Origin of the sequence: Mycobacterium sp. (genome assembly GCF_039583785.1) — a bacterium.
Taxonomy (GTDB): domain Bacteria; phylum Actinomycetota; class Actinomycetes; order Mycobacteriales; family Mycobacteriaceae; genus Mycobacterium.
This window is the reverse complement of sequence record NZ_JAVKSG010000091.1, coordinates 1-10202: the sequence shown is the minus strand read 5'-3', so window position 1 is coordinate 10202 and position 10202 is coordinate 1. Positions and strand designations below refer to the sequence as shown.

The window sequence follows — 10202 nt, the reverse complement described above, 5'->3', positions numbered from 1 at the left end:
TCAGATCATCCCCGGGAGGGTGCGCCCACTTTCACGCCACCTCGCCGAGGCTCATCCACAGGTTTTGATCATTGCTCTGACAAGCAATAGTGCACCGGCAAGAAGTGCGGGGGCAGCAAGAAGTGTGCTGACGGCGACTTTCGACATGAAACCGTTCTCCAGGCGTGCCGACGCGCGAGCGCGTAGGGTGAACTCATATATGTCCCCTCGTGCGCGGGACGCTCGTTTCGCCGTCGTGCAGCGAACCCCGAGTGTGGTTCGGATTGGGCACGGAGTCAAGCCGGGCCGGCCCGCAGACGCACGGATCGGAATGCTCGTCTCCCCGACCGCAGCCATTGAGGTCATCCGCACGGTAAGTCATCGCCGAGTCCGCAGCGATGGATTTGAACTGAATACCGTCGTTAAGTGGAAAAGATCCACCGATTGGCGGACAACTCGACTCATCGCGACCGGAATTCCTCCTCGACTTTTTTCCCGATATCGGAGTCGACGTTGCGCCAGTACTCGAACGCCCGGGACAAGACCGGCTCCTTGACGCCTTTAGACAGGTGCCCAACGATGTTGTGCACCAAACGGTCTCGCGCGTCGTCATCGAGGACGTCGCGCACCATCGTTCCGGCCTGACCCCAGTCGTCGTCCGCTGGGCGCAGGGTGTAGGCGGCGCGGATCATTTCGCCGTCGGCTTGCCACCGCACTTCGGCAGCGCGCGCCGGGTCGGCGTGCGGGCCGCCGTAGGAGTTGGGCGCATACACCGGATCGGTGACGTTCTGGATCCGCATCGCTCCGTCCTTGGAGTAGCTGTTGACCTCGACGTGCGGTGTGTTGACCGGGATCTGCCTGTAGTTGGTTCCCAGCCGGGCGCGGTGCGCGTCGGAATACGAGAATCCACGAGCCAGCAGCATCTTGTCCGGGCTCAGGCCGGTGCCGGGCACGATGTTGTTCGGCTCGAAGGCAGCCTGCTCGATCTCGGTGTGGTGATCGGTGACGTTGCAATCCAGCGTCAGCGTGCCGACATCGATCAGCGGATAGTCGGAGTGCGGCCACACCTTGGTCAGGTCGAACGGGTTGAACCGGTAGGTCTTGGCCTCCTCGAACGGCATGATCTGCATTTTCAACGTCCAGCTCGGGAAGTTGCCGCGCTCGATGGCCTCATAGAGGTCGCGCTGGTGATAGTCACCGTCTTCGCCGGCGAGCCGATCGGCATCTTCCTGAGTCAGAAAGTCGACGCCTTGATCGCTGATGAAGTGGTATTTCACCCAGAAGATCTCGTCGGCGGCGTTGATCCAACTGTAGGTGTGGCTGCTGTAGCCGTTCATCTGCCGCCAGTTCTTGGGGATGCCGCGGTCCCCCATCAACCAGGTCACCTGATGAGCCGACTCCGGCGACAGCGTCCAGAAGTCCCACTGCATGTTGTTGTCGCGCAAATTCGTTGCCTGCATGCGCTTTTGGGAACGAATGAAGTGTTGGAACTTCATCGGGTCGCGCATGAAGAACACGGGTGTGTTGTTACCGACCATGTCGAAGTTGCCCTCCGACGTGTAGAACCTCAACGAGAATCCACGCGGGTCGCGCCAGGTGTCTGGGCTTCCTCTCTCGCCGGCGACGGTGGAAAACCGAATCAAGGTCTCTGTCTTGGTACCGGGTTGGAATACCGCTGCCCGGGTGTACTTGCTAACGTCATGGGTCACTTCGAACTGCCCGAACGCGCCGCCACCCTTGGCGTGCGGCTGGCGTTCTGGAATGCGCTCCCGGTTGAACTGCGCCATCTGCTCGATCAGATAGTGGTCCTGCAGCAGGATCGGTCCGTCTGGGCCGATCGTCAGCGATAGCTCGTCGCTGGGCGCGGGGGCGCCGCCGTCGGTGGTGGTGTATCGCTTCGTCATGTAGCGCCTCCTTGTTGAGCAGCAGCACCGAATGGGCCGGGCGCCACGCTGTGGCGTGGGGTACCCACTAATCGCGAGAAGTAGCCACCCGGGGGACTCGATCGACGTGGAATTCATGCACACGCTCACGACGGGCTCGCGGATTCCCGCGGCGCTAGCCCCCGTGCCCGGCCTCGGCCTCTTCTTCGCGGGTCAGACCGGCCGCGCCGATGAGTTCTTCGTGTAGTTCGAACCACACCGTGTGGTAGGAGTCGATGAGCGGTCTCGTCAGCCACGCTGTGTCACCTGAACGCACTTTGGCGTAAGCGGCATCCAGTTTTCGCGGGTACGCCGACAGCCGTGGGATCTGTTGCGCCGCTGTCGCAATGATCGGGGCGACGCGCTGATGGACGTCGCCCAAGCGCGCCACAACCGCGGCATCGTAGTCGTCATCGTCATGCAGATTGGGTCGGCCGTCCCGGAGTTGCCAATCGGCGACCAGGGCCTTGAAATCGGAATTCACAGCGCGGAATTGGTGATAAGCAGCCGCGATCGCGTCCGCATCGGCCGGCTGCCGTTCGGCCGCCAGCAGCGCGTCCAGCCGCGCGCGCCCAGACTGGGACAACCGCAGCGTCTTGCCCTCGATCAGCAGATCCGCGTCGATCAGGCGTGCGACGGTCGCGGCGATCGCGGCTTTGTCTTCGTCGACGCCGGCAATCACATCGTCGAGGCTGGCACGGCCCTTGAGCCGGACCATCTGCAGCGTCTTGAGCTCGATCACCGGGCGTCCTTCGATGGCCAGTGGTCGGCGTGCACGGCGGTGAGCATGACAACCAGCGGATGGTTCGACACCACGTCGGTGTGTCCCGCTTCGATTGCTGCCCGAACCGCCGCGGGTGTCGGGTCATCCAGGCGGACGTACGGGCCGTCGTGGTGTGCCCGCAAGGGGCTGATGGCTCTTGCGATACCAGCGAGCTCAGCCAACTCGGCCGAGTCACACTCCGACCACGCGGCCAGCGGCAATGCGCCCGCCCTGACCTCGCCGGCCGTTCCATCGATGGTGACAAGCGTGCCGTCAAGTGCCGCAACCACACCCGCGCCGCAGCCGACGACAGCCGGCCGGCCTAACTCCCGACTGACCACCGCCGCGTGGGAGGTCACGCCGCCCACCTCGGTCACGATGCCGCGGGCCGCCACTATGCCGCTCACGTCGTCGGGGCTGGTCGAGGACCGCACCAGGATGACGTCGTCACCAGCTTCGGCGGCGTCGATGGCGGCGTCGATGTCAGCGTAGGCCCGGCCGGACGCGAAACCGGGACAGGCTGGCAGACCCCGAGCCAGCAGCGGTGCGGCCATTACGGCCTCGGGTTCAAGGGATGGCGACAACAGCCTCTCGATGTGAGCCGGCGTCACCCTGCGCAGCGTTTCGACGTCATCGATGAGCCCTTCCGCCCGAAACCGGAGAGCCAGTGTGACTTCCGCCGACGCGGAGCGTTTGGCGATTCGCGTTTGCAGGAGCCACAGGCGTCCGCCCTCGACGGTGAACTCGATGTCTTGCGCGTCGCGCTCGAGCTGCTCGAGTCGGCGGGCTGTTGCCAGCACCTGCCGATAGACAGCGGGTTGTTGGTCGCGCAACGCCGTCAGCGGCTGGCAGTCGGTGGATCCTGACACCACGTCCTCACCCTGTCCGCCGGCGAGCCACTCCCCGACCGGTTCGTCGGCTCCGGTGATCGGGTTGCGCGAAAACACCACACCGGCTCCCGACGCGGCACTCAGGTTTCCGAACACCATCGCTTGCACCACCGCGGCAGTACCGCCGACGTCGTCGAGATGGTGGTGTCGCCGGTAGGCCTGGGCCCGTGGCGAGTGCCACGACCGAAACACTGCCCCAATCGCGCCGCGCAGCTGGTCATAGGCGTCATCGGGAACTGCGGCGTCGATGTCGCCCAACGCGATTCGTCGATACATCTCGTGCAACCGACGACGGGTGTCGTCGGCGAAATCTGCGGTGCATGCCGCTTTCAGCACCTCATGCACAGCGTCGGTGACGCCGATATTCAAAATCGTGTCCAGCATGCCCGGCGCCGACACCGCCGCACCGCTGCGCACACTGACCAGCAATGGATGGGGGCCACGGTTGAACGAACGCGCGGTCTCCTGCTCCAGCCATCCCACCGCGCCGACGACCTGTTCCCATATCGCGTCGAGGGTTTGCTCGGGGGCCGCCAAGAACCGCGCCCCCACTTCGGTGGTGATGCAAAAGGCCGGTGGCACCGGCAAACCGTCGGCACGCATCGCGTCGAGTCCGTGCGCCTTGTTGCCGAGCAACTCTCGCGACTGGCCGCAACCGCCGGTCAGCCTCACAACCGGCGGTGCGTCGAATACGGCCGCGCTGTCAGACACCGCGCCGCCGGGCGCGCCATGACATATGACTCTCCTGTCGCTCGACCTCCGTGCTGCGGGCACAAGCCCAGGCGTGTCGACGTTACGCCAGACGGACCAGCACCGTTGACGCGCTGGCGCGCCGCCGGGATGACGACGGGCGCGCGCCGTTAGGCTCGTCACGTTCGCGGCAGCATTCAGTCCTGAGATGGATGGAACGGTCATCGCTATGGTGTGGCAGCGCCTCGCTGGCGTCGTAACCGGTCGCCTGGCCTGGCTACCGGCGCTCGCGATCGTCTTGGCGTCAGGTGCCCTGATGGCGATGACCAGCCACGCGAGCGGCGCCGGCCAGTCGCCGATTTCGGTGCCCACCGGTTCGGACTCCGCGCGCGCCGCCGCTGCGCTGCGGCAGTTCCCCGGCGGCGATCAAGCCTCGGCGATCCTGGTCGTCACCCGGCGCGACGCATCTGCACTGACCTCATCCGATCTGAAAGCAGTGCAAGAGGCACGGGCCCGCGCACAGCGCACGCCGCAGGCGGTTGCCGGTGCCCCGTCGCCGGTCGTGACGTCCGCTGACGGCAAAGCCGCACTAGCCACCGTGTCGGTGAGCGACCGGCTATCCGGATTCGAACTCAGCGACGCCGTCCACGAGATGCGCGCGGCCGCCGCCGCGGGGCTACCGGCGCAACTGGTCATGCACGTCACCGGCGGGCCGGCGTTCGGCGCCGACATCGCCAACGCGTTCGCCGGCGCCAACGTCACGCTGCTGGTGGTGACTGCGGTTGTGGTCGCGCTGCTACTCATCCTCACCTACCGCTCGCCGGTGTTGTGGCTGTTGCCGCTGATGGTCGTCGCGTTGGCCGACCGGGTCGCCGCCGTGGTGGGCACCCTTGTCGCAGGTGCGACCGGGCTGACGCTGGACGGAGCAACATCGGGCATCACCAGCGTGCTGGTCTTCGGCGCCGGCACGAACTATGCCTTGCTGTTGATTTCCCGATACCGGGAAGAGTTGCGCACGGAAAACGATCACCGCGCAGCGTTGCGCGCCGCGGTGCGCGCCGCCGGTCCAGCGATCCTGGCCAGCAACGCCACCGTGGTGCTGGCGCTGTTGACGCTGACCTTGGCACTGACCCCGAGCACCCGCAGCTTGGGGACCTTCGGCGCGTGCGGATTGGTCGTCGCGGCGGTGTTCGTGCTGTTCGTCTTGCCACCGCTGTTGGTGCTGTCGGGCCGAAAAGTGTTCTGGCCGTTCATTCCGCGCGCAGGGGACGCGTCGAGAACAACGACCGGGGTGTGGCACCGCGTCGCCGACGCGGTCGGACGCCGGCCCGTCATGGTCTGCGCGGTCGCCGTCACCATCTTGGGGGTGTCGGCCGCTGGACTGCTCACCACGCCGGTCGGGCTTTCCCAGACCCAGCAGTTCCGCATCCACGCCGATTCGGTGGCCGGGTTCGACGCGATGGCCGCGCACTTCCCCGGAGGTTCATCCGGGCCGGCGGTGGTGATCGCGTCCACCGCTCAACTGGTGCCGGTCCAGCAGGCCATCATCGCGACCCCGGGTGTCGTGTCGGCGCGACCGGAGGGTCAATCCCCTGCCGGGCTGACCCGGTGGTCGGTGGTACTCGATGCCGCCCCAGCCACCGAGGCGGCCTTCACTACCGTCGACGCACTGAGAACGTCGCTGCGGGCGGTGGAGCCGGCAGCTTTGGTCGGCGGCGCCGACGCAGAGGCGCTCGACGTGCGAGACGCCGCGGTTCGCGACCGGTTGGTCCTGATCCCGGCGATTCTGGTTGTCGTGCTCGTCGTCCTTTTCGTGTTGCTGCGCGCGGTGCTAGCACCGCCGCTACTGGTGGCCGCGACGGTGCTATCGGCGCTGGCCGCGTTGGGCCTGGGTGGCTGGGCGAGCACCCATCTGCTGGGTTTTCCCGCGCTGGACAACAGCACGCCGTTGTTCGCGTTTCTGTTCCTGGTCGCCCTCGGGGTGGACTACACCATCTTCTTGGTGACCCGAGCCATTGAGGAGACGCCCGGGCACGGCACCCGCGCCGGCATGGTCCGCGCGGTGGCAGCCACCGGCGGCGTCATCACCAGCGCCGGCGCCGTGTTGGCCGCGGTGTTCTGCGTACTCGGCGTGTTGCCGCTGATCGTGCTCACCCAGCTGGGCATCATCGTCGGGCTGGGCATCCTGCTGGACACGTTCGTCGTTCGCACACTGGTGATTCCGGCGCTCTTCGCGATGATCGGGGATGCGATCTGGTGGCCCAGGTCCGTCGGCACCCAGACCGACGCCGACGAACACGAGACCGGGATTCTCACCGGGGTTTCCGAAACGGCATTGATGACGCTGTACGGCAGGGCCCACCAGGCAGGCCACGCCGACGCGATCATCGATGATCCGATGGCGATCAAGCTGGCCGATTCGATCGACTACGACTTCGACAAGTTCGGCCGTAAAGGTCAGGAAATGGCTTTGCGCTCATTGGCTTTCGACCGGTGCGCGATCCAGTACCTGACCCGGCATCCCAAGGCCACGGTCGTCGCCCTCGGCGAAGGCCTGCAGACTAGTTACTGGCGGCTGAGCCGCACCTTGCCCGATGCTCGATTCCGTTGGATCACCATCGATTTGCCGCCGATCATCGAGCTGCGCGAGCGGCTGCTGCCGTCACAGCCCCAGATCAGCAACCTTGCGCAGTCCGCGTTGGACTACAGCTGGATGGACCAGGTGGATCCCAGCGACGGGATCTTCATCACCGCCGAGGGCCTGTTGATGTATCTGCAGCCTGACGACGCGATGGGACTGATCACCCAGTGCGCCAGCCGGTTTCCAGGTGGACAGCTGCTCTTCGACCTGCCGCCGGTGCTGGTCAAGAAGCTCGCCCCGAAGGGCATGCGGGCAACACCCCGATACCGCGTTCCGCCGATGCCGTTCAGTTTGTCGGCACGCCAACTCGCGGATCTGGTCAACACCGTGCCCGGTGTACGGGCGGTGCACGATCTGCCGATGCCCAAAGGCCGGGGTCTGTTCTTCGGCACGGTATTTCCCGCCTTCTGGCGACTCCCCTTGATCAAGCAGACTCGCGGCGCCTACACGATGTTGGAATTCGGCTGAGGTTTTCGCGTCGACGAGACGACGTCCGCCGCCGGCCTGGCCGCGCATCCCCTCGGGAGGGCGACGCTGATCGCCGCGACGACACCGCTTGATCGCCAGCCTGGCCGCGCATCCCCTCGGCACGTTCCGTCCGGCGCAGGCGCAACACACTTACGCCCATCCTGCTGCTGAGGTGGCGCGTCTGCACGACCGCGGTCTGTTGCACCGGTTGGCCGATGGTTATTACGTCGTCGTTCCGCAGGCCATGGTGGGACGCGGCTGGATGCCGGGCTTGGAAACGGCTGCTGCAGGCATCGCCTCGGCGATCTACGGGCCGGGCGAAATCGTCGTCATGGGAGTCAGCGCCGCGCGGCTGCACGGAGCGATTCCGCGCGCGCTGGCCACCGCGACGGTCGCCGTCCCTGCCCAGCACCGCCCCATCGCGTTATCCGACCGCACCGCGGTCGTCAGATTCGTCAAACGCAACACCCAGGTGGTCGACGCCGAACGCTGGGACACGGAGCTCGGCTCGACGCTGGTGACCACACCGGAGCAGACGATTCTGGACCTTGCCCACCGCCCCGAACTCGGGAACGCCGAAATCGATGTCCCGAACGCCGTCGCAGCACTATACGAGCGCAGCGACAAAGATCGCCTACAAGCCCTGGCGACCGAACAGCGACGCATCGCATCACTGAAACGGGCGAGAGTTGGGTGGCCAGTTGTCGTCAAGATTGGCGTCACTCCGGGTGAGCCGTCCAAGTGCCGCTGCGGTGGTGTGGCCGGCTAAGGCCCGAGTGCTGAGATCGGCACGACATGAACCCCATCGGTTCGTTTGCCGCCACCGCCGGTCGCGGTCACGATGACGAGAGCCGCCGGACTGCCATGCCTGGAAGTGTCCACATTGGCCGCAAAGTCGAGGAGACCGTTCGCCGCCCTGTCGATGATGTCTTGATCGCCGGTCAACTTCACCTCGAATGCGGCCCAGCCGTCCGGTGTCTCGATGATCGCATCAACCTCCTTGCGACCATGAGACTCGCGCCAGGAGTACATCGCGCCGCCGAGCGGTTGGGCATAGATGCGAAGGTCGCGGACTGCCATCGCCTCGAAGTGGAATCCGGCGGCCTCGAGGTCGGCGAGCAGGTCCTTTGATCCGGCCTTCAGCGCGGCAGTGCCCAGCGACGGATCCACAAAGTAACGGACCGGCGCTTCGCGCAGTTCAGTGCGAGAGCGCATGTGCGGCTTCCATGCCGGCGAATTCTCGGTCAGCTTGAGCCGATCGAGCGCGTCGAGGTAAGAGTTCACCGTTTCCTTTGCAGGAGCCCGATGATCGTCACCTGCGATGTCTGCAGCGAGTGCGGTGACCTTGATCGCCGTCCCGACGGATCGCCCGAGCGATACGAGCGCACGGCGCAGTCGGTCCGGTGTGCGCTTGCCGGTGCCGAGGTCCGGAATGTCGATCTCGACGATCTGCGTGAGGTAGTCGCCAAGCCAGCCCCGGGCGGTTCGCTCCGGTTGGTCGAGCAACGCCGGCCACCCGCCGATGACTATCCGCTCCATCAGGCCGGGTACCGTCATCGCGGTCCGCTTTGCCTTCTGGTCCTCGCCCCGTAACAAAGCTGCCAGGGATGCCTCACCCGTCGAATGGCCGGACTCAAAGAGGCTCATCGGCCGCATTCTGAGAATGCCGATCCGACCAGCGCCGGAATGTAGCTCGCGTTCAGATCTCGGAGTTGCCGAACTGGTGAGGATGTAAAGACCACGACGGCGCAGATCATCGACCCGCCGTCGCACCTGATCCCAGATCTCAGGTGCGCGCTGCCACTCATCGAAAAGGATCGGCATCTCTTGATCGAATAGCTCGTCCGGGTTGAGTCCCAGGAGCGCCCGCGCGTTCGGGTCCGTGTCAAAACGAACCGAACTCTTTGCCTGCCGGAGGGCGGTTTCCGTTTTCCCGCAGCCCTTCGGCCCATCGATAAGGACCGCACCGATCGAGGTCAATCGCTCGGACAGCTCGGCGTCGGCGACGCGTGCACGATAGTCGAACATTGCACGAGTCTACGTTTCCGACAGCCTGAAATTGCTCTTTTCGACAGCCGCGACTCGCCGTTTTCGACAGACCAGATTCGCGCATTCCGGCAGCGGCAGGCGTCTCGACGCAGCACGGATCACTCGGGCCGTGAGTTCGATCCACTGCCCCGCAAAACGTGCTCCGGCATGCGCCGGCGCACATGCTCCACCTCGAGCGCGTCGATCGTGAGCGTGGCGAAACGGTCCGCCTTGATCGCGTTCTTGAACAGGCCCGCGGTGTATCCGCCGTATTGACTACGACGGCGTAGCACGGACGCTCGCGGTTACCGGGAAGGTGGTCCGCGTCGCCGGCGAAGGCCTCAGGCGCGTCGAAGAGACGAACTCAGCCGCCGGCCGGCGCACCGTTCCCTTGCCTCTCTTTGCGGTCGCAATACTGGCCGCGCGTCGCCAGCTTCCCCATCTCGGCGAGGCCAAGGTGATCTCCCCGTCGACCGCGGGCACCCTGCGAGATCCAACAACTTCGGCAGCCAGTGGCGCACTGTCCGGGAGGAGCTGGGAGTCCCGCAGGTCACAAGCACCTCGGCTACAGTCGCGTCTCGATGACTCAGGACCCCTACATGACGCGCGGCAGAATCCACGCCCAAGTCGCCGACCTACTCGATCGAACCGTCGCTAACAGTGGTGAATAAACGGTGACTCGGCGAAGATACTCTTCAGGAGCAACCTCTGACGTGGGGCGGGCGGGGCTCGAACCCGCGACCTACGGATTATGAGTCCGCGGCTCTAACCAACTGAGCTACCGCCCCTGGGCTAATTAGCTGCAGGTATTCGCTCCGACC

General features: G+C 65.4%; 6 protein-coding genes, 1 tRNA gene and 1 pseudogene. 3 read left to right on the top strand and 5 right to left on the bottom strand.

The genetic code is table 11. From position 1 onward, the window contains the following. Positions 1 to 440: 440 nt before the first annotated feature. The 3 genes from ABDV69_RS18765 to ABDV69_RS18755 all read right to left on the bottom strand — a co-directional run bounded on the left by ABDV69_RS18765 (position 441) and on the right by ABDV69_RS18755 (position 4226). On the bottom strand, positions 441 to 1883 hold the full coding sequence (locus tag ABDV69_RS18765; RefSeq protein WP_343577084.1) for a catalase: 1443 nt from the start codon (positions 1881 to 1883) through the stop codon (positions 441 to 443). Between the two features lie 154 nt (positions 1884 to 2037). Then, the gene (locus ABDV69_RS18760) at positions 2038 to 2643 is read right to left on the bottom strand and encodes a MarR family transcriptional regulator (RefSeq protein WP_343577082.1); all 606 of its coding nucleotides are present in this window, start codon (positions 2641 to 2643) and stop codon (positions 2038 to 2040) included. Beyond that, the gene (locus tag ABDV69_RS18755) at positions 2640 to 4226 is read right to left on the bottom strand and encodes a pyruvate, phosphate dikinase (protein ID WP_343577088.1); all 1587 of its coding nucleotides are present in this window, start codon (positions 4224 to 4226) and stop codon (positions 2640 to 2642) included. The genes ABDV69_RS18760 and ABDV69_RS18755 overlap by 4 nt, the downstream gene beginning before the upstream one ends. Positions 4227 to 4473: 247 nt before the next feature. Here ABDV69_RS18755 and ABDV69_RS18750 point away from each other — a divergent pair. From ABDV69_RS18750 to ABDV69_RS18740, 3 genes and pseudogenes are all read left to right on the top strand, one after another. Further along, positions 4474 to 6507, top strand: a pseudogene (locus ABDV69_RS18750) (MMPL family transporter); the annotation flags it as partial. Further along, the gene (locus tag ABDV69_RS18745; protein WP_343577087.1) at positions 6481 to 7353 is read left to right on the top strand and encodes a class I SAM-dependent methyltransferase; all 873 of its coding nucleotides are present in this window, start codon (positions 6481 to 6483) and stop codon (positions 7351 to 7353) included. The pseudogene ABDV69_RS18750 and the gene ABDV69_RS18745, both read left to right, overlap by 27 nt. A gap of 91 nt (positions 7354 to 7444) precedes the next feature. Then, positions 7445 to 8122, top strand: coding sequence for a type IV toxin-antitoxin system AbiEi family antitoxin (locus ABDV69_RS18740; protein ID WP_343577085.1), 678 nt, complete (start codon positions 7445 to 7447; stop codon positions 8120 to 8122). Here ABDV69_RS18740 and ABDV69_RS18735 read toward each other — a convergent pair. After that, positions 8119 to 9333: a DUF4143 domain-containing protein gene (locus ABDV69_RS18735; RefSeq protein WP_343577081.1), complete on the bottom strand. Its 1215-nt coding sequence runs from the start codon at positions 9331 to 9333 to the stop codon at positions 8119 to 8121. The two genes, ABDV69_RS18740 and ABDV69_RS18735, sit on opposite strands and share 4 nt — an antisense overlap. A 762-nt stretch (positions 9334 to 10095) precedes the next feature. Then, a tRNA-Ile gene (locus ABDV69_RS18730) sits at positions 10096 to 10169 on the bottom strand. Positions 10170 to 10202: the final 33 nt, after the last annotated feature.

What these genes read in the sequence shown, in the direction of transcription:
- ABDV69_RS18765 (WP_343577084.1), bottom strand. Translation starts at nt 1,883, where the DNA reads ATGACGAAGCGATACACCACCACCGACGGCGGCGCCCCCGCGCCCAGC.
- ABDV69_RS18745 (WP_343577087.1), top strand. Translation starts at nt 6,481, where the DNA reads ATGATCGGGGATGCGATCTGGTGGCCCAGGTCCGTCGGCACCCAGACC.